This is a genomic window from Tardiphaga sp. OK245 (assembly GCF_900108575.1).
GTDB classification, from domain to species: domain Bacteria; phylum Pseudomonadota; class Alphaproteobacteria; order Rhizobiales; family Xanthobacteraceae; genus Tardiphaga; species Tardiphaga robiniae.
On sequence record NZ_FNWZ01000001.1, the window covers coordinates 395,610 to 416,926 of the forward strand.

The window sequence follows — 21,317 nt, forward strand, 5'->3', positions numbered from 1 at the left end:
TGGTCGCTGTCAACGCAAGCGCGGTTCATGGGAACCGCGCGGAGCGTTCGCTGTCTGAAGATTACTTTTTCTTCGCTGCCGTTGCAGGCGTAGGAGCCGGTGCGACGCCGCCCCATGGATCGTATTTTTCCTTCGGAGTCGGAACGCGCTCCAAGGCGGCCTTGTAAGCCTTCTCGTCGATTTTCGGCTTTTCGGGCCCAGGCGCATGATCGGCGCCGCCGCGCTTGCCGCCCATCTGCGCTGTCGCCGGCGCAGCCAGAAGCGCCACTGCCGCGATCGCCAATACCAATGCTCTCATCATGCGTCCCTCCGGCGCCTTGATAGCCTGACGTGCAGGCCATTTTCCAGCCCCAACATGGCGAGGCCGCGACCATCGACCGCAGGTCCGCCCGTCCTTGGAAACGAGCGAATACTCCGGCACCCGCCACCCCGGCCGACCTATATCCGCTGAAAACACAGGCTTTTCAGCGACCGTTTGGTGAACGATCGGTTGCACATTCCCGTCAAATTTCATGTCCGGAAAAACCGGATCTTGGAATGTTTCGCCTAGTCTCCGCAGACAGCAATGGAGAAGCGGCCTGCGCCGCCTTCCTTGCGACGGGGATCGGGGACGTGGTCGACATTGCAAACCCAGCCGGCATGCATGGCAGCAGAGCAACGGGCGCCGGGATGACCGCGGCGAACCGCCCAGCGTCTGCGCCCGATGCGCTTGCGCCGCTCGCAGCAATCGCGCCCGAGCCATGGCGCGCGCTCGCGCAGCAGGCCGTCGAGCCGAACGGCTATTACCTCGCCGACTGGGAACTGGCCGTCAATGCATCCGCGCGCGGCCGCACCGATGTCGCCGCGCTCAGCGCCTGGGCGAGCGACACCGGAACGCCCCGCTTGATCGGGCTGCTGCCGGTGATCACCGCGCGGCGCGCCTATCGCATTCCGCTCCCGGCACTGGTGAGTGCCGATCCCTATGGCACCCTCTCGACGCCGCTACTCGATCGCGACATGGCGCCAGACGCCGTCACGCGCCTGCTGGAACAGGCCCGCAAGGCTGGCGCGCATGCGCTGATCCTCGAGAACGTCTCGCTCGACGGCGCCGCAATGCAGACGATCCGCAAGTCGCTCGCCATGCAGGACCTGGCGCCGCGTATCCTGCAATCGCACGCCCGCGCCTACCTCGATGCCACGCGCGATGCCGATGACCTGCTGCGCGACGCGCTCGGCGCGAAGAAGCTGAAAGAACTGCGCCGCCAGCGCAATCGTCTCGCCGAGCATGGCGCGGTGACGTTCCACATTGCGCGCACGCCGGCGGAGATCGCTGCGACCATCGACACATTCCTGACGCTGGAAGCGAGCGGCTGGAAAGGCAAACGCGGCACCGCCCTGATGCAGGATGCCGGCGACAATGCCTTCATCCGCAGCGCCACCAAGGCGCTCGCCGAACACGGCCAATGCGAGATCGTCACGCTTCGCGCCGGCGACACGCCGGTCGCCTCCGGTGTGCTGCTCAGGCATCTCGATCGTGCCTTCTATTTCAAGCTCGGCGTCGACGAGCGCTTCGCCAAACTGTCCCCTGGTGTGCAGCTCACGCTCGACGTGACGCGGCATCTCTGCGCCGATCCCGTGATTGCAAGTGCCGACTCCACGGCCAATGCCGGTCACCCGATGATCGACCCGATCTGGCGCGGCCGCCTCGCCATCGGCGACGTGCTGATTCCGCTGCGCAAGCACGACCCGCTCGTCTCACTGATTCACGGCGCGCTGACGCTGCGTCGCTCCATCCGCGAGCCGCTACGACGCGTGGCCCGCTCCCTCCGCAACCGTCTCCGCTAGATATCGGGGTTCAACCATGAACGCAGCTACTGACGTCGCGCCGATGATCTCGGCCGCCAATCAATCGCTCAAGAACGATTTTCCGCTGAAGCCGTTCGCCATCAGGCACAAGCTCGCCGGACATCCGCTGCTGACGCTGCCGCGTATCGCGCAGCTCGCATCCGAACTGCCGCGCGATCTCATCGAATACAATTCGGGCAAGGTCGCGATCAGCCAGGACCCCGACGCGATCCCGTCGGTGGATCTCGATCCCGTTGAGGTGGTCAATCGTATCGAGACCGCTGGTGCATGGATGGTGCTGAAGCGGATCGAGAACTCGCCCGAGTATCGTCAACTGCTCGAAGACACGCTGCTGTCGGTGGCGCGCGCCCGCGGCTTCAACAGCCTGCTCGATGCCGGCTTCGAACAGCTCGAAGGCTTCCTGTTCGTGTCGTCGCCGAATTCGACCACGCCGTTCCATCTCGACAGCGAGGATAACTTCTTCGTCCAGATCCACGGCGAGAAGTTCTTCACGATCTATGACAACAAAGACCGCGCCATCGTCTCCGACGACGAGATCGAGCGTTCGATGACCAAGCACCGCAACCTCAAATTCGACGACAGTTTCGCACCGCGCGCGGTCGAGTTTCACATGTTCGATGGCGACGGTTGCTACGTGCCCTATCAGTGGCCGCATTGGGTGCGCACCGCCGGATCGTTCTCGATCTCGATGGCAATCACCTGGAAGACCAAGGAAGTGCGCCGCATCAACGACCTGCACTTCTTCAATTCGATGCTGCGCGGCATCGGCTTCCCACAGAAGCCGCCCGGCCAGCAGCCGGTACTGGATATGCTGAAGCTGGCCTTCTACCGGACCGTCACCACGGCAATCAAACCGCTGCGTAGCTCACTGGCCATTCGCAAACTGCTGCGCCGCATCGCGCTCGGCAAGAAGGCGAATTACTATCTGAAGGGCGCGTAAGCGCGCGCCCTTACTCGGCCGCCTCCGCGTTCACTTCCGCCGAGACCTGACGGATCGCGCGCGCGAGCTTCTCCGCATCCTGCGCACCGGACACCGCATATTTGCCGGCGAACACGAAAGTCGGTACGCCGGAAATGCCCTTGTCGGCGGCTTCCTTGGCGTTGCCTGAGATCAGCGCGACGTCCTCATCAGTGGCGAGGCGCTTGCGGATATCGTCCGCATCGAGTCCGACATCGGCCGCCGCCTGGACCAGCGTCTCGCTTTGGGTGAGGTCGCCGCCGTCGCGGAAATACAATTCCATCAGACGCTGCTTGACCTCGGCCGACTTGCCGGAGGCTTCGGCCCAATGGATCAGCCGGTGGCAATCGATGGTGTTCGGCTGGCGCTTCACGCTGTCCGGCCGGTAGGTCAGGCCCTCCTGCTCGGCCGCATCGACGACACGGCCGGCGATGCCTTTGTAGGCTTCGACAGAACCGAATTTGGTCTCCAGATAGGTCGAGCGATCAATGCCCTCGCGCGGGATCCACGGATTGAGGAAGAACGGCCGCCAATTGACATGCACCGGCACGTCGGGGACCAGCGCCAGCGCATTCTCGATGCGGCGTTTGCCGATATAGCACCACGGGCACACGACGTCGGAGACGATATCGATCTGAAGCGGCTTGATGGTGCTCATGGGCGGGCTCCCTGTATTTGTTCCGCCCACAAATAGGCGTCGTGGACATCGCGGACAAGGCCGTTAGTTCCCGTTTGAAGCGATCTCCCGGAGCCTGTTCGCCGTGACATCATCCGCCGGAAAGAACGTCTCGATGGCGATTTCCGACAGGGTGATATCCAGCGGCGTACCGAAGGTCATGGTCGTCGACATGAAGCTCAGCACATCGTCGCCCAGCCTCATCCGGAACGGCACCACGACGCTGTCAGCCGCGATCGGCGCCGACCGCGCCGGCACCGGATAGGTCTTCAATTCCTGATACAGTTTGAGCAATTCCGGATCGGCGGTCGCCTCGCATTGCCGGTGCAGCCGCTCCAGCAGATGCGCGCACCATTCACCAAGATTGACGGTGCGCGGGGCCAACGCCTCCGGATGAAAGCTCAGCCGGAGCACGTTGAAGGGCTGCCCGAGCAAGCGCGGCGCGATGCCTTCCAGTAGCGGCATCACCATTCGGTTGGCCGCGACCAGATTCCAGTGCCGATCGACCGCCAGCGCCGGATTGGGCTCATGGGCCTTCAGCACGAGGTCAATGGCCTGTCGCGCTGAATTCAGCGCGGGATCGTCCAGCGCCCGCTGCGGAAAGGCCGGTGCGAAGCCGGCAGCCACCAGCAAGACATTGCGCTCGCGCAGCGGCACGTCGAGCCGTTCGGCCAGCCGCAACACCATCTCGCGCGACGGCGAGGCGCGGCCGGTCTCCAGGAAACTCAGATGACGCGTGGAAATCTCGGCATCGCCGGCCAGATCGAGCTGGCTCAGGCGGCGGCGCTGCCGCCATTCGCGCAAATGATGGCCGATCCCGGCGGGCCGGGATGTTGCTAGCTGTGTGCTCATGGCAAAAAGCTAGCATGCGAATTTCGCAGCTTCCATGACCTCACAGGTAATCGATTTGGCTCCGCGGCGCCGGCATCTTCGGGACATCCACAACGACCAACCGAAGGACAACGACCATGATCAATCCCTCTCTCCTGCTCCGCCGCGCCATCCAGATCGACGCCGCCGTCAGCGGCGCCATGGCGCTGCTGCTGACCTTTGCCGCGGGCGTGCTGGCACCGCTGCTGCATCTGCCTGAAGCGCTGCTGCTGGAATCCGGCCTGTTTCTGATCGCCTATGCGGCGCTGGTCGGCTGGCTCGGCACCCGCGCGACCATGCCGAAGCTGCTGGTGCTGGTGATCATCGTCGGCAACGCCCTGTGGACTCTGGGCAGCATCGGCCTGCTGTTCTCGGGCGCGGTGACGCCGAACCTGCTCGGCCAGATTTTCGTGGCCGCGCAGGCAATCGCAGTCGGTGTGTTTGCGGAGCTGCAATATATCGGGCTGCGCCGGAGCGCAGCGGCACAGGCGGCTTAAACCGCCTTGCTCCTGGCATTGCCGGCCTTTGCCTTGCTGGCCTTGGCCGACCTGTTAGTTGACTTGGCCTTAACAGACTTGTCCTTGGTCGCTGCGGAGGTCTTCTTCGCGGCGGCCTTGGTCGTTTTGGCTTTGCCCGAAGCCGCTTTGCCCGAAGACTTGGCCTTCTTGGCCTTATCTTTAGCCCTCTTGGCCTTCGCCTTTTCTTCCTTCTTCAGCGCCTTACGCTCGGCCTTCTCCTTGGCCTTGAGCTTCTCGGCACGTGCCTCGGCGCGCTTCTTCTTCCGCTTCTTCTCGCAGGAATCGCATTTGCAGCCGATCGGCTTCAGGTATTCCTTGAAATACTCCGTGCCGTAATCGTAGTTGATCTCTTCGCCCGGCTCGATCTTCTTGATCGAGCGGATGATGATCTTCTTCTTCGCCGCATTGACGTCGGACTCGGCGTTCGGCTTGCAGGCGTGGTTGATATAGCGCGCAATGTTCTTGCGGATCGAACCATCGACGGTCCAGCGCTTGCTGATCTGGAACAGATACTTGTTCTCGATCGCGTCGTGCTTCTCGTTCTTCGAATCCAACAGGGGCCCGAAGTATTGGACGATCTTGACGCCCTTCTTGATCGGCTGGGTGGCGAAAAGACCGAGACCGGTTTTGGAACGGCCGATGCGATATGGCTTGGCGGAGGTCGAGGCGGGCATGGGATGAGGAACTGACGCTGCTGGAGACGAAATGAAGGCTGACCAAGCTGTCTAGCGCGATTCAACCAGCCCTGTCAGCCGCTTCCGTTGAACCTTCCCCAGCTTGTGAGCGTCAAAGCAGCACCTTTCCCGTGCTGGATGCCCTTGAATGCCCCGCCTGCCCGCCCTCGCCGCCGCCCTAACGATCCTGCTTGGCGCCACGTCGCTCGCCGCAGCCGACAATATCGGCAGCCTCTACAGCTCCGTGGCCGACAGGGATTGCCGCGGCGTCTCCAACTTCAAGATCGATGGCGACGACTATGCGCGAGAACAGGTCTGCAAGGGCCCCGCAGGCCTCGTCGTGTTCAAGAACGAAGATGATCTCCGCGAAACCATTTCGGCCGGCACCACGGCTGCGGCCGCCAACAGCGAGCCCGCAGCGTCGCAGGGCTTCGGCCCGTTCAATTCGACGACCAATACCATCGAATGGCGCACCATCGCCGGCAAACCATTCGCCATGATCCAGCGCTGGCACATCGCCGATAACGATGATCCCGAGAAAAATGGCCGGCCAAAATCCAAACAGATGCTGGTGGTCACGCGGTTGCCGCCGGGCGCCGTGTGCCATGTCGCCTATATCGACGTGACGGCCAATCCGGAGGCCAACGAGCTGGCCCGCAAAGCCGCTGACGAACTCGCCCGCGGCTTCGATTGCAAGACGGACAAGGTCAGCGTGATCGGCATCGGCGGCCGGGCTACGGCACTGGCGATGGCATCGCGCAATATCCCGGGCCTGGCCCGGTAGGGGTCAAATCGATCGCGCGGTCAAAGCTTCGGTATTTTCGCCGCGTCGATCACCGCCGTCCATCGCGCGATTTCCGACGTGACCAATTCACGCATTTCCGGCGGCGTGCTTCCCCGCACCTCGCCACCGATCGCCGCTTCCAGCCGCGCCCTGATCCCCGGGTCGGCCAGAGACTTCAGAACGGCTGCGTTGAGTTGGGCGATGATCCCCGGCGGAGTGCCCTTCGGCGCCAACAGCCCGGCCCACGTCCTGACATCGAACCCCTTCAGACCTGCCTCGCCGGCCGATGGAACATTCGGCAGCAAAGCACTCCGGGTCGATGATGTGACGGCGAGGCCACGCACCGCACCACTCTCGATCTGTGGCGCAACAAGCACGCTGGTGCCAACGATCAGGGGCACATCGCCCGCGAGCAACGCCGTAATCGCCTGAGAGTCGCCGCGGTAGGGCACGTGCAACACGTCGATGCCGGCTGCTGCTTTCAACAATTCGCCAGCAAGGTGATGCGTGCTGCCGAAGCCGACCGATCCGAAGCTCAACGATCCCGGCTTGGCCTTTGCAAGCGCGATGAGCTCTCCCAGCGTCTTTGCTTCATAGTCGCTACGGGTCGCGACGACGAGCGCATAATAGACGATCGTGGAGATCATCTCGAAACTATCGACGGGTTGATAGGACAGCGACTTGTAAAGTCCCGCCGAAATCGCATGGCCTCCGGTTACAAGGCCGAGCGTGTATCCGTCAGGCGCAGCCTTGGCGACCGCGTCCGATGCGAGGTTGCCGCCTGCGCCAGGCTTCGCTTCGACGATGACGGTCTCATTGAGCTGTTTCGCCAGCCCGTCGGCAACAACGCGGGAGAGCGTGTCCGCCGCGCCACCCGATGCGAAACCGTGTACGATCCGAATGACACGATTTGGGTAGGCTTGCGCTGAGGCGCCAGGCACGTCGATCGATGAGACTATAAATACAGACACCGCGAGGCATGCGAGAACTTTGCCCCGAATAGATTTCGACAGCTGGCTCATTATTTCCTCCCCTTTTATTTCTTCAGCGCTGATCGCCGAGGTGCCGATCTGTCGCTTCATGGCGGCGACTTTGTCGGCAGCGATGTCATGTCGCCTTGCGTTTGAACTCCGCGAGCTCCGGCGATGGAGCCGGCCCCCAGATATCTCGGGGGAGACCTACCCAGACCTTGGGGCGCTGCGGACGATCCCGGTGCCATGGGCGTGGTTCGAAATAGCCGAGATCTTCATCGATCATCTGATCGAGATCGAAGAACAGTTCGATGAGATGGCCATCGGGGTCGCGGTGATAGATCGCGACATTGTGACCCGGGCCATGACGCACCGGTCCCCACAGGATCTGCATCTTCTTCCGCCCGAGCAGGTCGCAGGCGCGATGCATGTGCGAGGCATCACGGAGCTCGAACGCCGCATGATGCAATCGCCGACCCGGGCCGCGCGCGAAATTGACGGAGTGATGATCGACACCACACCGCATGAAGACGAAGGCGTCCTCGATCCAGTCCGACACCCGGAAATTCAGCACGTCACCATAAAATTTCGACGCCTTCAGCGGGTCTTGCGTGTAGAGCGCGATATGGCCGAGGCGGTCGGCTGCAATGCCGCCGACAGGCTGCTCCGCGACAGCGAATGTCGGCCCCGCAAGCAGCTCGATCTCCATTTCCTCGAAGTCGCGGAACAGCACCGAACGGGACACGCCAGGAAGCGGATCGGACTGGATCTCAGCCGCAATTCCAGCGCGCGACAGTGTAGCCACCAGGTCGGCGAAATCCAGATCGGGTGCCACTTCGAAGGTCAATCGCCGACAGGCCGCCTGATCGCCACGCTGCAGGACGACGGCGAGTTCGTCCGAGTCGGTGGCCAGCGATGCGTGACTGGCGTCACGCGTCACCACGCCGAGTCCGACCACCGTTTGATAGTAGTCGATCTGCCTGTCGATATCAGGCGTAACGAACGTCACATGCCTGAGGCGTTTTACCTTGATCATGTGGTCCTCCGTATCTCGTTCCAGACCTATAGCCGTTCGCCTACGGGGTCATGATGATCTTGCCGAGTGCGCCTCCGGACTCCAGCAGCGTGTGCGCCTGCCGGACCTCGGATAATTTCAGCCGTGCGGAGATAGCGGGCTTGATCTCCCCGCGCCCGAGCAGCGAGATCAATTGCCCCATGATGGCGCGGCGCGCATCGCGGTCATGGTCGTAGATGTGAAAGGAGAAGCAGCGCACGGCCGGACAGACGTCGAGATACTTTCGCATCTCTCCCATCAGGTTTTCTTCGGGAAGGCCGGCGAAGGCGTTGTAGGAAACCAGCGTTCCCCATTTGCCGAGCACGCCAAGATAGGAGACGAATTCGGGACCGCAAACATGGTCGAGCACGAGGCCGACGCCGCTCCCCCCGGTCAATTCGCGCGTCCGCGCGACGACGTCTTCGTCACGATAGAAAATAACGTGATCCGCACCGTTGGATTTAGCGAATTGGGCTTTTTCCGTCGTGCTCACCGTACCGATCACAGTCATGTTGGCGAGCTTCGCCAGTTGCACGATCGACGTGCCGACACCGCCAGCAGCACCAATCACAAGCACACTGCCTGCCGGATTACGCCCACCGCATTCATGCAGCAGCGCCCAGGCCACTTGATAGTTGGCAAGACAGACGGCGTCCTGAAGATCGACGGCATCAGGCAACAGATGAATGGCATCGGCCGGCGCCACCACATATTCGGCGTAACAGCCGCCGCGCTGTGACAGATCGCGGGCGCTCAGCAAAACCTTCTGCCCAACCGAGATGCCGACAACGCCGTGACCGACCGCGGAGATGCGCCCGGCGACATCATTCCCCGGATTGGCCGGTAGTGGCGGCATCCACTTGTAAACGCCGCGCCGGATCAAGGCGTCCGGCTGGCCGACGCCAAAGGCCTCCGCCTTGATCTGCACCTCTTTCGGGCCCGGAGCCGGAATGGCGACATCGACATAATCGAGCGCGTCGGGACCACCGGGACGATGAACCAGCACAGCCTTCATGAATCCACCCTGCAGAACTTATTTTCGAAAATATGTCCTATTACGAAAATTATTGCAATAGCGGTCATGCGCCGGCATTCTGCAACCAGCCGGCGCCATCAGCCGGCGGAATCTGAGGTCCATTCCATGACTGCTTCGGCCGTCAAATCGCGCAAAGAATTCGGCAAAACACTCGCAGTCGATATCACGCACCGACTGCGTCAGGATATCGTCGCTTGCCGGCTCAAGCCTGGCGAACCGCTAAAATTCGATGCCTTGAAGCTCGCTTTCGGCGCAAGCTTCACGACCCTGCGCGAGGCGCTGACGTCGCTGACGGCGGACGGCTTGGTCGTTGCCGAGGAGCAGCGCGGCTTTCGCGTGGCGCCCGTTACGAGCGACGACCTGATCGACATCACCCAGACCCGGATCCTGATCGAGATCGAACTGCTCAGCCGCTCCATCGTAAATGGCGAAGATGACTGGGAAATAGCGGTTATGTCGACCCTGCACAGGCTGGGACGCATTGAGGAAAGGCTTCCCGGTAATCACGTCGAGAACCCGGAATGGCAGATCGCCCACCGCCAGTTTCACGAGGCGCTGGTGTCGTGCGGGCGCTCCCCGACATTGTTCGGCATTCGGGCTTCGCTGTTCGAGCGCGCCGAACGCTATCGAAACCTGTCCGCCATGTTTCGCCCGCAACCACGCGACAAGGTCGGTGAGCATCGCGCCATCATGCAGGCCGCGATCGCCCGCGACACGGCACTGGCCACATCCCTGATCGACCGGCACATCCGCAGCACCTCTGACAATGTCGTGAAATACGCGTCTCATCTGCTGACTGAATCCTAAGACGGGATCGCCGGCTAGTCGGCGAAGAAACAGACGGCGGGCCCAACATCCCACGTGGAAAGTCGCCGCAGGCGCCGCCAGCCCCCTTGTCAGGCTTTATTTTCGAAAATATAATAAACTTACGAAATTTCGATATCCGGGATTAAGCAGAAAGGCCTCATCATGAAGCTCTTGTCTTTCAGTCATCAGCAGCGCGAGAGCTGGGGAGCCGTCGTCAACAACGCGATCGTCGATCTCGGCAAGGCGCTCCCGCACTATCCGACGCTCGCCGATTTCATCGCCAGCCCCGACTTCGCCAAGCGCGACCAGATCGTTGCCGGACACAAGCCGGACCTGAAGCTCTCGGACATCAGCTACCTGCCAGTGATCCCCCGCCCCGAAAAGATCGTTTGCGCGGTGCGCAACTATCTCGACCACCACAAGGAAGCGGTGGCTCATGGCATGGACCGTCAGATCACCGAATTCCCGCCGATCTTTCTGCGGGTCTGGCGCTCACAGGTTGGCCATAACCAGCCGGTGATCCGGCCGAAAGTCTCCACGCACCTGGACTGGGAAGGTGAACTCGCCGTCGTGATCGGAAAGGGCGGCCGACACATTCCCGAGAGCGAAGCCATGGATCACATCGCGGGCTATTCGATTTATAACGATGTCAGCGTCCGCGATTATCAGCGACACGCACAGCAGATCGCGGCCGGCAAGAATTTCGTCGGCACCGGACCGTTCGGCCCGTGGCTGGTGACGACCGATGAAGTCAGCGATCCCACCAAGCTCAAGCTCGAAACCCGCGTGAATGGTGACGTCGTCCAATCCTCGGACACATCCTTTTTGATCTTCTCGATTCCCCGGCTGATCAACTACGCGTCGGAGATCTTCGACCTCGTCCCGGGTGACGTCATTGCAACGGGAACGCCTGCCGGCGTCGGCTTTACGCGCAAGCCTCCAATCTTTCTGAAGGCCGGCGACGTCGTCGAAGTCGAGATCGAGAAACTCGGCATCCTCAGCAATCCGGTTATCGACGAGTAGTCGGCCGACGGCTCCCTTACAACGCTCGCAAAACACGGACAGGGTCAGCCATGACATCCTATGACATTCGCAAGACCCAGATTTCCGTCGAGACGATCTGGCACGAACGCGGGCCGCGCCTGGCACAACCGCTTCGCGTCGGCACGGCACTGGCGATTATCCGCAATCCTTTTGCTGGTCGATACGAGCCGGACCTGATGGCCTTCCAGGCCGAACTACGCGAACTTGGACGCACACTTGCGGCCGAGCTCGTTCAGGCGCTCGGCGGCAAGGAACGCATCGAAGCTTACGGCAAGGGCATGATCGTGGGCGACGACGGCGAGCTTGAGCACGCGGCCGTATGGCACGAGGCCGGCGGCTGGGCGATGCGCGAGGTTCTCGGCCAGCCCAAGGCCATCGTGCCGGCCGCGAAGACCGTTGGCGGCATCGGTACACGGCTAATGGTGCCGCTGGGCCATATCGAAGCGGCCTATGTCCGTAGTCATTTCAGCACTGCTGAAATGACTGTCTGGGATGGCCCGCGTCGCGATGAGATCGCCTTCGGCCTGGTGATGGCCACCGGTGGAAGACCGCATGCGCGTATTGGCGGGCTGGCCGCGTCCGATATTTCGGTGCATGACGGGCAGCGATAGCTACCGCAAACAGCACCTGCACGCGACGCCGGCGCTTCGCAAAGAGTTTCGCTACTTCGGCGTCTCCATCGCCCTGGCGACGGTGATCTTCAGCATCTCGACGAACAATTTCTCTGCGTCGGTGCCATCAGGCAAGCGGCGCAAGATGTCTGTGAGCCGGCCATCGAGGGTCAGCATGGTGAAACCATGCACCAGCGACCATGTCCGCGCGATCTGCGCGGCCTGCTCGATGGTCAGCGCATCGGTGGCGACGTTGCCCGGATGATGTGCGCCGACCACACTGGCAAGACCGGCGAAGGATGCATTGGCTGCCTCGCGCAGATTCGGCCGGGTCATGTCGAGCCGCTCGGTGCGGAACATCAGTTGATACATGCCGGGCTGTGCACGCGCATAAGCCAGATACGCCTTGGCACGGGCGAGCGCGCTTTCGAGCGGCGTCGTGCCGCTCGCACCAGCCGCAGTCATTGTGGCGTTGAAGTTGCGGAAGCCGATGGCGGCCAGTTCGCTGACAAGGCCGGTGAGGTCGCCGAAGTGATGAGTCGGTGCGGCGTGCGAGACCCCGGCTTCGCGGGCGACGGCGCGCAGCGTCAGGCCAGATAGTCCATCGCGCTCTAGCACGATCTCCGCGGCTTTCAGCAGCGCGCCATGCAAGTCCCCGTGATGATAGGGAGATTCGGCACTCGCGTTTTTTTTGGCCGCGCCCTTGGCTTGCGAATTTCCTGCGACCTTCTTGCGGCGGTCTTGCGGCACGGCGCGCGGTTTCGCGATCTTGGTCTGCTTCGTCATGGTCATGTTATAGGTCGTCATTTTTACACTGTAAAGATTTTGCTTGACGGGCCGATCGCTCACATCTAGCAATCTAGACAACGTAAAGATAACAGCATGGGAGACGACGATGGCGCTGCTGGACCCGATCGAGGCTGCTCATGACAATCTTGCGCCGATCCCGATGGAGTGCGACGCGCCATTCCTGACAGTCGTCGGCGAATTGCCACGTGAGCTCAACGGCACGCTCTACCGCAACGGCCCCAATCCTCAATTCGAAACCAAAGGCTCGCACTGGTTTGTCGGTGACGGCATGCTGCATGCCTTTCACATCGAGAACGGCCGCGCGAGCTATCGCAATCGCTGGATCCACACGCCGAAATTTCTCGCCGAGCACGATGCCGGCCGCGCGCTCTATCGCGGCTTCGGCCAGAAAATCCCCGATGCCCCCGCTTCGCTTGGCAATGACTCAGGCGCGGCCAATACCAACATCGTCTTTCACGCCGGCCGCCTGCTCGCGCTGGAGGAAGGCCATGCGCCAACCGAGATCGAACCGGGCACGCTGAAGACGCTCGGCTATCAGAACTATGGCGGGCGCATCGGCGGACCATTCACCGCGCATCCGAAGATCGATCCCGTTACCGGAGAGATGAATTTCTTCGGCTATAATGCCCGGGGAATCTTCAGTCCGACGATCTCGTTCGGCGCAATCGATTCATCGGGTATCGTGACGCGTTTCGAACGTTTCGATGCGCCCTATGCCAGCATGGTGCATGACTTCATCGTCACCGAGAACCATCTGCTGTTTCCGATCCTGCCCATTACCGGCAGCATGGATCGTGCGAGATCGGGTCGCCCGCCCTATGCCTGGGAGCCGGACAAGGGCTCTTATGTCGGCGTGATGAAGCGCGGCGGCAGCGCGGATGATATCAAGTGGTTTCGCGCCGAGGCCTGCTACGTCTTCCATGTGATGAATGCGTGGGAGGAAGGCGACCGTATCATTGCCGATGTGATGCAATCCGAGGAGGCGCCGCTGTTCTCGCATCCCGTCGGCTCGCCGACAGATCCTGCGAAATCCAATGCGCGACTTTGTCGCTGGATCTTCGATCTGTCAGCCAATACCGATCGCTTCACCCGCACCTATCTCGACGACGTCACCGGCGAATTCCCGCGCATCGACGAGCGCCGCTCCGGCCTCGTCAGCACGCAAGGCTGGTACGCCTGCGATGACCCGGCACCGGGTGCCAGCAAGGCCTTTTCCGGGATCACACATGTCTGGCGTGACGGCGTCAGGCTCGGCCAATACATGCTGCCACTCGGCGACAGCATCTCCGAGCCGGTCTTCGTCGCGCGCGGCAAGGATGCAGCCGAAGGCGACGGCTGGCTGCTTGCGGTGGTGTGGCGCGCCCGGCAGAACCGCAGCGATCTGGCCGTGTTCAACGCCACCGATGTCGCCGCGGGGCCGATCGCTCTTGTCCAGCTCGGTCACCGGGTACCAGCAGGCTTTCACGGCAACTGGGTTGATTCCTTTTAAACCATTGATCCAATGACAGTTAAAGATCTCGCCTCACATAATTTTGACAGTGTAAAGATTTTTGTTGACGAGCCCGCGGGCAAGGCCTAGAAGAAATCTTGACAACGTAAAGATGGAGCGACGGGAAAACAGCGTGCGTCCTTTCTCATGATCGGCACGGTTGCCACCGCTTCCTGAAGCACAACGACAAAAAGTACTCATTCGACAACAAGCGCGCGGAACCACGCCATGATCAACGTCCTCGCCAAGCTGGCTATCGGCTTCCTTTCCACCATCGCCTTTTTCACGACCTTTGCGGTCGCAGGAGACGTGCTGATCGCAACTGCCGTCGCTGTCGCAAGCGCGGCTACGCAGTTCGTTCTCGCACGAACCGCATATCGCAGGCCGGACATGATGACCCGGACAGCAAGCTGGGGCAGCCTGGCCCTCGTGCTGGTTGTGACCGGGACCACGCTCGTCGGCATCGAACCATCCGGCGCGGCCGCCACGGCTTCTCATGACGTTTTCACGCCGGTCGGCAATGTCTGCCCGCTCTCACAACAAGACATATGATCGCAGGCTGCTGCGCAGCGACGCGACGACCTCGTAAGCGAGCCTGCAACGCACCTTCACAACGTCAAGATAGCCCGAACTGGAAACGCCATGGCTTCCTTTCTCATCATCGCCCCGTTCGGTGCTTTCGCCATACTGATGATGGTGTCATCGGTCGCGATCAGCCTCTTCGCCGCAGCCGCGCTGTCGCTCGGCATCGTGGTCTGGGACGTGATCCGCGGCGGCTCGCTGAAGATGCTTGCAGCAGGCTCGGTGCTGATTTTCAGCGCGCTCGGCTGCTACATCACGCTGGTCGACGGCAATTGGAGCGCGGTGGCCGTCCGCCTCGCCGTCGATGTCGGCCTGCTCTCAATCGTGCTGCTGTCGCTGGCGATCCGGCTGCCCTTCACGCTGCAATATGCCCGCGAGATGGTCGACGCCGAAACCTCGAAGCTGCCCGGCTTCATGAAGGCGAACTACATCCTCACCTGGGCCTGGGCCGGCGCATTTGTGCTGATGCTGGTGGCGGATATGTTGATCATTTACATGCCCTCGCTGCCGCTATGGATCGGCTTTGCGGTGGCTTTTGCCGCTCGCAACTCTGCCGTTGCCTTCACCAAATGGTACCCACAGTATCGTCGCGCGAAATATGGTGCAGTGAAACCGGCTGAACCGCTGAAGCCCTGATCCACTTCGCCTGCAAATCGACGCCTGACCATCTCGACTGCATTGGGAGCACTGCGATGAAGGACGTATTCGCCAAACTTGGCCAGGATTTCTTCTCCACCATCGTCTTCCTGGTGCTCTACCTCGTCACCGGTGACGTCCTGCTGGCAACCTGCGTGGCGATTGCGGGTGCCGTCGCACAGTTCGTCTATGCCCGCGTCAAGGGCTCGAGGCTCGACGTAATGACCTATGCCAGTCTCGCGCTGGTTGTCGTCCTCGGCGGCGCGACGCTGCTGACCAAGGATCCGCGCTTCGTGCTGGCCAAGCCCAGCATCGGGCATTTCGCCATCGGCGCGATCATGCTGCGCAAGGGCTGGATGCTGCGCTACCTGCCACCCATCGTCAGCGAGACGATCCCTGAATATGTGACCGCTGCGGGCTATGCCTGGGCCGCGCTGATGTTCGCGCTTGGCGCCGGTGTCATCGCTGTGGCCATGACCGGCGATATGAAACTGTGGGCGTTCTATGTGTCGGTCGTGGCCATCGGCGCCAAGGTGCTGGCCTTCGCGATCCAGTATGTCGTGTTCCGGGTGGTCGTCGGCCGCAAGCTGCGCGCAGCAGCAGCGACGTCGCCGCAGATGGGCACCTAGTCGCTCGTACGCAACAGCGAGCTTCGCAAACGGGCTACTCCGACATCCACCGTCAGCGGCGGCGATGCCGCGGGCGCATGAACCGTGTCGCCCTCATATTCAGCCGTGATCCAGCGCGTGCCATCCGCCAGCGCCGAGGTGGTGAACGACGCCGTGCCGGCGCGGTCGAGGCCGACATGGGTCGCAAGAACCTGCTCGCCATCGCGAAAGGTGACGGCACCTTTCGGAATGCCAACACCGCCGGCAATCGCGGCCGTCAACGTGACCACCGCTCCAGACGGACAAGGATTCTCGGACGACGACAGCGCCACCGCCGGCATGACGCGTATGGTTTCCTCCACCACCGCGGATTGACTCGGCTGCACCACGACAGGCAGATAGTTGGACGTCCCCATATAATCCGCACGGAAGCGATGCGGACCCGGCGGCAGTCGCTGGACCACCAGCGACGGATGGGCCACATCGACCCAGCCAAGCACCATGAGCGTCGTCTCATCGACAAAGCGGACGATGCCGCCCGGGACGCCCCCACCGCGTTCACTGGTCACGGACGCCGTCAGTGTCGTGCGGCCGGCTACATCGATGGATGATGCCAGCGTGGTCCGGGTCAGTTCGGAGTGAATGATGGATTGGGCGCGGGCCGCGGCCGGACTTGCGAGCATAACTGCAGTGACGACGACCAGATGAAAATTGTTCACCTGTTACACTCCGGTTTGCCACCCCTGGGATGAGGCGCGCGGCCGGCGAAAAGGTTCAACGCAAAACCGGATGCGGAGAGGCCGCATGCCGATGTGAACAATTCGTCACAGATACTGATAAAACATGATCCCGTTGACGGCACTGGCTGCGGCCAACAACGTCACCACCGTCGCATTCAGCTTCAGAGCATCCAACATGGCGCGGCCTCGAATTCATCTGCAGTCTGATCGCTATTGGAACAGCGCCGCCTGAGTCGTCACCGCTTTTCTTTTTCCTCCGCATCCTTGCGAGTCACCGGAGAATCGAGTCCCGCGCCGAGGCCGGAATTCAGCGGGGTTGCTGCAAGCCTGAGTCGCGTTTTGTCGAACCAAATCGCTGGTGCCGCGACACAAAACCATGACCCGAATCGCCATCCTGATCGCCGGCCTCATCACCGCCGGCACCGCCTTTGCGCAACCCGTGACGCCGCCGCCGGAGACACCGGCATGGTTTACAAGCGCCCGTGCTTTCGTGCCGCCGGACCGCGTGGCCGGTCAGGCGTTTCATGTCGACATGTCCGATCCGCAAGCGCCGGTCGGATATGTCGCGACCTATCCAGCCGGTGCTAACGATCCCAAGACAGCGGCAAGCGCATTCGATGCCGGTGAGATGCTGGTCGCAAAACTCGCGCGCAGCGACGGCAAGCTGACCACCCTGTCAGCCGAGCTGCGCCCGCGTGACGTCGCGCTGAACAGCAACATCCCGCGTGTACTGAGCACTGCGCATGACGATGCGGAATATCGCCAACTCCACGCCGAATTGCTGAAGACGCGCGGCACGCTGCCGGATGGCGCCGTTCCCTGCGATATCCATGGCTGGTCAACCGAGCGCGATCCCAACGGATTGAACGTGCGCGCCGGGCCATCGACGAAGACCAAGGTGCTCGGCACTCTGCCGCCGCCCTACAAATTCAAGAGCAAAGGTGAGAACGTGCCTGATGGAGGCTGGCTGACGGAATTTTCCATCATCGGCTTCAAGGATGGCTGGTTCCTGATCGAAGGCGCAACGCCGCCCGGCAAGGGATATGAGGACGAGAGCAGCTATCCGCGCAATCATCCAAAGCCCTATGGCGGCCGCGGCTGGATCGCGGCCAGCAAGGTCGGCGCGCAGTATGCCAATGGCGACACGCGGATGGGCGGACTGTTCCAGGCGCCGCATGTGGACGCGCAGTGGACGCCGGCCAAAGGCGAAGGTGGCAGCGAGATCAGCGCCGACGGTGGCCCCAAGCGCGTTCTCGCCTGCAGCGGCTTCTGGGCGCTGGTGGAAAGCCACGACGGCGTCCGCGGCTGGTGGCGACGGCTGTGCTCAAGCCAGGTGACGAATTGCAGCTGAGCTAAAACCAGATTTGCTGTGGCACGCTCAGCGCATCGCGCGGTGCATTGCCTTCCGGCAGACAGCCCACGCAATCGCGCGCGGCCAGCGCCACCGCGCAGGCATCGAGCACATCATCCCGCTTTGCGCCGGTGCGCGCTCGCCTGACGGTCAGCCAGTCGTCGAGATCGCTGAAGCCATTCGCCGTCAGCAGATGACGACGCAGCGCGAGCCCCTCCTCCGCATGTTTGGACGGCAGCGGCGCATCGTCGTTCAGACGGAGAAAGACGAGTTCGGGGTGAGCTTCGCGGATATCGAGATCGCGCTGCTCCCGCACGAAGCCATCGACCTCCATGATCTTCGGCCCGAGATGCCAGAGCTGGCGCGAGACTTTCTTCTGCCCGCGCCTCTCGGCCTCCGCGTTGGCGAGGTCGGGATCGGTGAAGTCCTGCCACAGCCAGCGACGTCCGCCGGAGAATACGCGCGAACCGTGGGGGCTGAGCTTCTTGCGGGCGAGCTGATCGCAGCTCCGCACACCGTCATCGCCGAGACCGATGGGAATATCGATGGCCGCACGGGCAAAGCGCTGCATCGCAAGCCAGGAGATATCGCTGATGAAATCGATGGAGCGGTGGTCGCCGTCGAGTCTGACGGCGACCCAGCCTTTGCTGAAGCCATCGAGGCCAATGAAGGTCACGACATCCTCTCAGCCGTCATTGCGAGGAGCATCTTGCGACGAAGCAATCCAGTCTTCGCTTGTAGCTTTCTGGATTGCTTCGCTGCGCTCGCAATGATGCCAAGAGGTCGCAGCATCAACCGAGGTTCAATTCCTTGAAGAAGTCGTTGCCCTTGTCATCGATAATGATGAAGGCCGGGAAATCCACGACGTCGATGCGCCAGATCGCTTCCATGCCGAGTTCGGGATATTCGACCACCTCGACCTTCTTGATGCAGTGTTCGGCGAGGTTGGCCGCCGAGCCGCCGATCGAGCCGAGATAGAAGCCGCCATGCTTCTTGCAGGCTTCGCGCACGGCGACGGCGCGGTTGCCCTTGGCAACCATCACCATGGAGCCACCCGCTGCCTGGAACTGGTCGACGAAGGAATCCATGCGGCCGGCCGTGGTCGGGCCGAACGCGCCGGAGGCGTAGCCTTCCGGGGTCTTGGCAGGGCCGGCGTAATAGACCGGGTGGTTCTTGAAGTAATCCGGCAGCGGCTCGCCCTTCTCCAGGCGATCGCGCAGCTTGGCATGCGCCGAGTCGCGCGCGACGATCATGGTGCCGGTCAGCGACAGGCGCGTCTTGGTCGGATAGTTCGACAGCGTCGCCAGAATGTCCTTCATCGGCTGGTTGAGATCGATCTTCACGACCTCGCCGCCGAGCGCCTGTTCGACCTGTGGCAGATATTGCGCGGGGTTATGCTCGAGCTCTTCGAGATAGACGCCGTCTTTGGTGATCTTGCCAAGTACCTGACGATCCGCCGAGCAGGACACGCCGAGGCCGATGGGCAATGACGCACCGTGGCGCGGCAGGCGGATGACGCGAACGTCGTGGCAGAAATACTTGCCGCCGAACTGCGCGCCGACGCCGGACGACTGCGTCATCTTGAGGATTTCCTGCTCCATCTCCAGATCGCGGAAGGCATTGCCATCCGGCGAGCCCTGGGTCGGCAGCGCGTCGAGATAGCGGGCCGAAGCGAGCTTCACCGTCTTCATGCAGAGCTCGGCCGAGGTGCCACCGATGACGATGGCGAGGTGATACGGCGGGCACGCAGCGGTGCCCAGCGTCATGATCTTTTCCTTGAGGAAAGCGAGCAGACGATCCTTGGTCAGAACGGACGGCGTCGCCTGGAACAGGAAGCTCTTGTTGGCAGAGCCGCCGCCCTTGGCCATGAACATGAACTTGTAGGCGTCGTCGCCCTCGGCATAGATCTCGCACTGCGCCGGCATGTTGTTGGCCGTGTTCTTCTCTTCATACATGGTCAGCGGCGCGACCTGCGAGTAGCGCAGGTTGCGCCGCAGATAGGCGTCGCGGGCGCCCTCGCTCAAAGCGGCCTCATCGTCGCCATCGGTGATGACGTTGCAGCCCTTCTTGCCCATGATGATCGCGGTGCCGGTGTCCTGGCACATCGGCAGCACGCCGCCGGCGGCGATGTTCGCATTCTTGAGGAAGTCGAAGGCCACGAACTTGTCATTCGGGCTGGCTTCGCTGTCGTCCAGGATGTTGCGCAGCTGCTGCAGATGGCCGGGGCGCAGATAGTGGTTGATGTCGCCGAACGCGGCCTCCGAGAGCGCCTTCAGCGCGTCACGGGAGACCACCAGCATGTCCCTACCCAGCACTTTCTCGACCCGCACGCCCTCGGTGGTGACCTTCTTGTAGGGGGTGGTGTCTGCGCCCAGCGGAAACAGCGGGGTGTGCTTGTAGGGCGGGACGGGCTTCGGATCAGGGAAAGCGGTGGGAGCGTTCATGGATGGGGCCTCAAAAAGGGAGGGGATTTGAGGCCCTTGTAGGCGGTTTCCGGACAGTTTTGAAGGGTTCAAAACAGAGGGACAGGCCCGCAATCGCGGGGATAATCCCCCTGTTCCAGCAGTAACCGGCTGCGCCCGCCGCGCCTTGCATAAAGTGGCGTCCCGCGTTTCAGTGCGGCCGGGGATTGAGGAGAATCTGGAATGTCTATCGACCGCCTGCGCGGCATTTTTTCGGCTGTGGCGCTGCTCGCCACCGTAACCCTTGCCGTTTCGCCTGCCCGCGCCGATCGTTGCGATGATCTCGCGCGGCAGCTCAAGAGCCAGATCGACGGGCTCAGCGTCGGGCGCACCGCAGCCAATGTGATCTACCTGTCGCATCCGGCGGCAAAGCAATTGCGGCTTGGCTGCGCCAGTCGCAATTTCAGCAACGAGCTCTATGCGGCCTCCGCGACCCGCAAGCCGGCGCCGGCGTTCACGGACCTCGTCGCCAGTGCGGCAGCCGTCATCTTCACGATCCCCAAACCGGATACGGTGAAGGGCACCACGCGATGTCTCGGCCGCATGGGGATTTTCCGCGGCGATGACGTCAAGCTCCGCTATCGCCGGCTTGACCTGCGCTGCACCCGCAACAAAACATCGGCGAACATCACGATCTCCCGCGGCAAGGACGAATGAGTATTTCGTTTCAATTGTAGTGAAGTCCTGGACGGCGCGTTTACCACCGTTTCCGATCCGCCCCGATTGCTGCAAATTGCAGCGCCTGATTTACCAACTCCTTGTTGGCGCACACCCCATTGTCCGACTGCAAA

The 21,317-nt window shown here is 62.1% G+C and carries 24 protein-coding genes; 13 read left to right on the forward strand and 11 right to left on the reverse strand.

The features are described 5' to 3' along the window. Positions 1 to 61: 61 nt before the first annotated feature. A complete protein-coding gene (locus BLW80_RS01780) occupies positions 62 to 298 on the reverse strand; it encodes a hypothetical protein (RefSeq protein WP_093757296.1) in 237 nt (78 codons plus the stop codon). A 314-nt stretch (positions 299 to 612) separates the two neighbouring features. Between BLW80_RS01780 and BLW80_RS01785 the strand changes: the two genes are divergently transcribed. Both BLW80_RS01785 and BLW80_RS01790 read left to right on the forward strand, forming a co-directional pair. Further along, positions 613 to 1,824 carry a GNAT family N-acetyltransferase gene (locus BLW80_RS01785; RefSeq protein WP_502688587.1) on the forward strand — a complete coding sequence of 404 codons (1,212 nt, stop codon included), beginning with the start codon at positions 613 to 615 and terminating at the stop codon, positions 1,822 to 1,824. A gap of 16 nt (positions 1,825 to 1,840) precedes the next feature. Beyond that, on the forward strand, positions 1,841 to 2,785 hold the full coding sequence (locus BLW80_RS01790) for a JmjC domain-containing protein (RefSeq protein ID WP_093756595.1): 945 nt from the start codon (positions 1,841 to 1,843) through the stop codon (positions 2,783 to 2,785). A gap of 10 nt (positions 2,786 to 2,795) precedes the next feature. On the opposite strand, the gene BLW80_RS01795 is transcribed toward BLW80_RS01790, so the two are convergent. Next, positions 2,796 to 3,461 (reverse strand): DsbA family oxidoreductase, encoded by a 666-nt coding sequence (locus BLW80_RS01795; RefSeq protein WP_093756596.1) that lies wholly within the window; start codon positions 3,459 to 3,461, stop codon positions 2,796 to 2,798. A gap of 63 nt (positions 3,462 to 3,524) precedes the next feature. Next, on the reverse strand, positions 3,525 to 4,331 hold the full coding sequence (locus BLW80_RS01800; protein ID WP_093756597.1) for a helix-turn-helix domain-containing protein: 807 nt from the start codon (positions 4,329 to 4,331) through the stop codon (positions 3,525 to 3,527). 116 nt (positions 4,332 to 4,447) lie between these two features. Between BLW80_RS01800 and BLW80_RS01805 the strand changes: the two genes are divergently transcribed. Then, positions 4,448 to 4,846: a hypothetical protein gene (locus BLW80_RS01805; protein ID WP_093756598.1), complete on the forward strand. Its 399-nt coding sequence runs from the start codon at positions 4,448 to 4,450 to the stop codon at positions 4,844 to 4,846. Here the strand turns inward: BLW80_RS01805 and BLW80_RS01810 are convergent. Further along, positions 4,843 to 5,541 (reverse strand): SET domain-containing protein, encoded by a 699-nt coding sequence (locus tag BLW80_RS01810; protein ID WP_093756599.1) that lies wholly within the window; start codon positions 5,539 to 5,541, stop codon positions 4,843 to 4,845. The genes BLW80_RS01805 and BLW80_RS01810 overlap by 4 nt on opposite strands. Positions 5,542 to 5,689: 148 nt before the next feature. On the opposite strand from BLW80_RS01810, the gene BLW80_RS01815 reads away from it, so the two are divergent. Next, complete coding sequence (locus BLW80_RS01815; RefSeq protein ID WP_093756600.1) at positions 5,690 to 6,325, forward strand: hypothetical protein; 636 nt, start codon at positions 5,690 to 5,692, stop codon at positions 6,323 to 6,325. Positions 6,326 to 6,345: 20 nt separating this feature from the next. Here BLW80_RS01815 and BLW80_RS01820 read toward each other — a convergent pair whose 3' ends face one another. The 3 genes from BLW80_RS01820 to BLW80_RS01830 all read right to left on the reverse strand — a co-directional run bounded on the left by BLW80_RS01820 (position 6,346) and on the right by BLW80_RS01830 (position 9,365). After that, positions 6,346 to 7,347, reverse strand: coding sequence for a tripartite tricarboxylate transporter substrate binding protein (locus BLW80_RS01820; RefSeq protein ID WP_093757298.1), 1,002 nt, complete (start codon positions 7,345 to 7,347; stop codon positions 6,346 to 6,348). Between the two features lie 85 nt (positions 7,348 to 7,432). After that, positions 7,433 to 8,332 carry a VOC family protein gene (locus BLW80_RS01825; protein ID WP_093756601.1) on the reverse strand — a complete coding sequence of 300 codons (900 nt, stop codon included), beginning with the start codon at positions 8,330 to 8,332 and terminating at the stop codon, positions 7,433 to 7,435. Positions 8,333 to 8,372: 40 nt separating this feature from the next. Beyond that, positions 8,373 to 9,365, reverse strand: coding sequence for a zinc-dependent alcohol dehydrogenase family protein (locus tag BLW80_RS01830; protein ID WP_093756602.1), 993 nt, complete (start codon positions 9,363 to 9,365; stop codon positions 8,373 to 8,375). Between BLW80_RS01830 and BLW80_RS01835 the strand changes: the two genes are divergently transcribed. The 3 genes from BLW80_RS01835 (at position 9,345) to BLW80_RS01845 (ending at position 11,848) form a co-directional block, all read left to right on the forward strand. Further along, positions 9,345 to 10,193 (forward strand): GntR family transcriptional regulator, encoded by an 849-nt coding sequence (locus BLW80_RS01835; RefSeq protein ID WP_374725711.1) that lies wholly within the window; start codon positions 9,345 to 9,347, stop codon positions 10,191 to 10,193. The genes BLW80_RS01830 and BLW80_RS01835 overlap by 21 nt on opposite strands. 162 nt (positions 10,194 to 10,355) lie before the next feature. Next, entirely contained in the window at positions 10,356 to 11,216 is an 861-nt protein-coding gene (locus tag BLW80_RS01840; RefSeq protein WP_093756603.1) for a fumarylacetoacetate hydrolase family protein, read from the forward strand. Positions 11,217 to 11,266: 50 nt separating this feature from the next. Beyond that, positions 11,267 to 11,848: an amino acid synthesis family protein gene (locus BLW80_RS01845; RefSeq protein WP_093756604.1), complete on the forward strand. Its 582-nt coding sequence runs from the start codon at positions 11,267 to 11,269 to the stop codon at positions 11,846 to 11,848. 51 nt (positions 11,849 to 11,899) lie between these two features. Here BLW80_RS01845 and BLW80_RS01850 read toward each other — a convergent pair whose 3' ends face one another. Then, positions 11,900 to 12,640 carry a TetR/AcrR family transcriptional regulator gene (locus BLW80_RS01850; RefSeq protein ID WP_502688579.1) on the reverse strand — a complete coding sequence of 247 codons (741 nt, stop codon included), beginning with the start codon at positions 12,638 to 12,640 and terminating at the stop codon, positions 11,900 to 11,902. 103 nt (positions 12,641 to 12,743) lie between these two features. Between BLW80_RS01850 and BLW80_RS01855 the strand changes: the two genes are divergently transcribed. From BLW80_RS01855 to BLW80_RS01870, 4 genes are all read left to right on the forward strand, one after another. Then, complete coding sequence (locus BLW80_RS01855) at positions 12,744 to 14,147, forward strand: carotenoid oxygenase family protein (protein WP_093756605.1); 1,404 nt, start codon at positions 12,744 to 12,746, stop codon at positions 14,145 to 14,147. A gap of 228 nt (positions 14,148 to 14,375) precedes the next feature. Continuing rightward, positions 14,376 to 14,699: a hypothetical protein gene (locus tag BLW80_RS01860; RefSeq protein ID WP_093756606.1), complete on the forward strand. Its 324-nt coding sequence runs from the start codon at positions 14,376 to 14,378 to the stop codon at positions 14,697 to 14,699. Positions 14,700 to 14,789: 90 nt separating this feature from the next. Continuing rightward, entirely contained in the window at positions 14,790 to 15,365 is a 576-nt protein-coding gene (locus tag BLW80_RS01865; RefSeq protein WP_093756607.1) for a hypothetical protein, read from the forward strand. 56 nt (positions 15,366 to 15,421) lie between these two features. Further along, positions 15,422 to 15,994 carry an inner membrane-spanning protein YciB gene (locus tag BLW80_RS01870; protein ID WP_093756608.1) on the forward strand — a complete coding sequence of 191 codons (573 nt, stop codon included), beginning with the start codon at positions 15,422 to 15,424 and terminating at the stop codon, positions 15,992 to 15,994. Here the strand turns inward: BLW80_RS01870 and BLW80_RS01875 are convergent. Further along, entirely contained in the window at positions 15,991 to 16,692 is a 702-nt protein-coding gene (locus BLW80_RS01875) for an Ig-like domain-containing protein (protein ID WP_244527907.1), read from the reverse strand. The two genes, BLW80_RS01870 and BLW80_RS01875, sit on opposite strands and share 4 nt — an antisense overlap. Positions 16,693 to 17,089: 397 nt before the next feature. On the opposite strand from BLW80_RS01875, the gene BLW80_RS01880 reads away from it, so the two are divergent. Beyond that, the gene (locus BLW80_RS01880; RefSeq protein ID WP_244527909.1) at positions 17,090 to 18,064 is read left to right on the forward strand and encodes an SH3 domain-containing protein; all 975 of its coding nucleotides are present in this window, start codon (positions 17,090 to 17,092) and stop codon (positions 18,062 to 18,064) included. Position 18,065: 1 nt separating this feature from the next. Here the strand turns inward: BLW80_RS01880 and BLW80_RS01885 are convergent, their stop codons facing one another. Together BLW80_RS01885 and BLW80_RS01890 are read right to left on the reverse strand one after the other, a co-directional pair. Further along, positions 18,066 to 18,740: a DUF429 domain-containing protein gene (locus BLW80_RS01885; protein ID WP_093756610.1), complete on the reverse strand. Its 675-nt coding sequence runs from the start codon at positions 18,738 to 18,740 to the stop codon at positions 18,066 to 18,068. A 115-nt stretch (positions 18,741 to 18,855) separates the two neighbouring features. After that, positions 18,856 to 20,508: a fumarate hydratase gene (locus BLW80_RS01890; protein ID WP_089265165.1), complete on the reverse strand. Its 1,653-nt coding sequence runs from the start codon at positions 20,506 to 20,508 to the stop codon at positions 18,856 to 18,858. Positions 20,509 to 20,709: 201 nt separating this feature from the next. Here BLW80_RS01890 and BLW80_RS01895 point away from each other — a divergent pair, with 201 nt between their 5' ends. Continuing rightward, complete coding sequence (locus tag BLW80_RS01895) at positions 20,710 to 21,183, forward strand: hypothetical protein (protein ID WP_092146449.1); 474 nt, start codon at positions 20,710 to 20,712, stop codon at positions 21,181 to 21,183. Positions 21,184 to 21,317 lie beyond the last annotated feature (134 nt).

Bases quoted from the DNA above. Each gene is read 5' to 3' on its own strand.
- BLW80_RS01780 (WP_093757296.1), bottom strand. From the start codon at position 298: ATGAGAGCATTGGTATTGGCGATCGCGGCAGTGGCGCTTCTGGCTGCG.
- BLW80_RS01790 (WP_093756595.1), top strand. From the start codon at position 1,841: ATGAACGCAGCTACTGACGTCGCGCCGATGATCTCGGCCGCCAATCAA.
- BLW80_RS01795 (WP_093756596.1), bottom strand. From the start codon at position 3,461: ATGAGCACCATCAAGCCGCTTCAGATCGATATCGTCTCCGACGTCGTG.
- BLW80_RS01800 (WP_093756597.1), bottom strand. From the start codon at position 4,331: ATGAGCACACAGCTAGCAACATCCCGGCCCGCCGGGATCGGCCATCAT.
- BLW80_RS01805 (WP_093756598.1), top strand. From the start codon at position 4,448: ATGATCAATCCCTCTCTCCTGCTCCGCCGCGCCATCCAGATCGACGCC.
- BLW80_RS01810 (WP_093756599.1), bottom strand. From the start codon at position 5,541: ATGCCCGCCTCGACCTCCGCCAAGCCATATCGCATCGGCCGTTCCAAA.
- BLW80_RS01815 (WP_093756600.1), top strand. From the start codon at position 5,690: ATGCCCCGCCTGCCCGCCCTCGCCGCCGCCCTAACGATCCTGCTTGGC.
- BLW80_RS01820 (WP_093757298.1), bottom strand. From the start codon at position 7,347: ATGAGCCAGCTGTCGAAATCTATTCGGGGCAAAGTTCTCGCATGCCTC.
- BLW80_RS01825 (WP_093756601.1), bottom strand. From the start codon at position 8,332: ATGATCAAGGTAAAACGCCTCAGGCATGTGACGTTCGTTACGCCTGAT.
- BLW80_RS01835 (WP_374725711.1), top strand. From the start codon at position 9,345: ATGAACCAGCACAGCCTTCATGAATCCACCCTGCAGAACTTATTTTCG.
- BLW80_RS01830 (WP_093756602.1), bottom strand. From the start codon at position 9,365: ATGAAGGCTGTGCTGGTTCATCGTCCCGGTGGTCCCGACGCGCTCGAT.
- BLW80_RS01840 (WP_093756603.1), top strand. From the start codon at position 10,356: ATGAAGCTCTTGTCTTTCAGTCATCAGCAGCGCGAGAGCTGGGGAGCC.
- BLW80_RS01845 (WP_093756604.1), top strand. From the start codon at position 11,267: ATGACATCCTATGACATTCGCAAGACCCAGATTTCCGTCGAGACGATC.
- BLW80_RS01850 (WP_502688579.1), bottom strand. From the start codon at position 12,640: ATGACCATGACGAAGCAGACCAAGATCGCGAAACCGCGCGCCGTGCCG.
- BLW80_RS01855 (WP_093756605.1), top strand. From the start codon at position 12,744: ATGGCGCTGCTGGACCCGATCGAGGCTGCTCATGACAATCTTGCGCCG.
- BLW80_RS01860 (WP_093756606.1), top strand. From the start codon at position 14,376: ATGATCAACGTCCTCGCCAAGCTGGCTATCGGCTTCCTTTCCACCATC.
- BLW80_RS01865 (WP_093756607.1), top strand. From the start codon at position 14,790: ATGGCTTCCTTTCTCATCATCGCCCCGTTCGGTGCTTTCGCCATACTG.
- BLW80_RS01870 (WP_093756608.1), top strand. From the start codon at position 15,422: ATGAAGGACGTATTCGCCAAACTTGGCCAGGATTTCTTCTCCACCATC.
- BLW80_RS01880 (WP_244527909.1), top strand. From the start codon at position 17,090: ATGACCCGAATCGCCATCCTGATCGCCGGCCTCATCACCGCCGGCACC.
- BLW80_RS01890 (WP_089265165.1), bottom strand. From the start codon at position 20,508: ATGAACGCTCCCACCGCTTTCCCTGATCCGAAGCCCGTCCCGCCCTAC.
- BLW80_RS01895 (WP_092146449.1), top strand. From the start codon at position 20,710: ATGTCTATCGACCGCCTGCGCGGCATTTTTTCGGCTGTGGCGCTGCTC.